The sequence below is a fragment of the Streptomyces pseudogriseolus genome (assembly GCA_002154585.1).
GTDB classification, from domain to species: Bacteria; Actinomycetota; Actinomycetes; order Streptomycetales; family Streptomycetaceae; genus Streptomyces; species Streptomyces pseudogriseolus.
This window is the reverse complement of sequence record MUNG01000546.1, coordinates 388-705: the sequence shown is the minus strand read 5'-3', so window position 1 is coordinate 705 and position 318 is coordinate 388. Positions and strand designations below refer to the sequence as shown.

The following is a 318-nucleotide window of genomic DNA, read 5'->3' as shown; positions in this document are numbered from 1 at the left end:
CCGCCAGCCGCTCCGCCATCGACGAGCCGACCCGCGGATCGAGCTGCCGCATCCGCGTCAGGTACTGACGGACGGCGAGCCACAGACCGTCGGGCACCGCCGACAGGTCGAGCCCGGAGAAACGTCCCATCAGCCACGGCGGGGGCGGCGGCACGAAACCGCCCTGCCCGGCCGGCACCCGCTCCCGCACCACCAGCGTCCCCGCGAACACGTCCCCCAGCCGCCGGCCGCGCGCCGACACCAGGGAGGCGACACAGGCCACCACCCCGAACGTCATCAGGATCTCGATCACCCCGAGCAGCCCCCGCACCAGCGCGT

Annotated in this window: 1 pseudogene; it reads right to left on the bottom strand. The window is 74.5% G+C overall.

Annotated elements, in window-relative coordinates:
• Positions 1-318: pseudogene (locus tag CCN29_RS32530) on the bottom strand (RDD family protein); the annotation flags it as partial.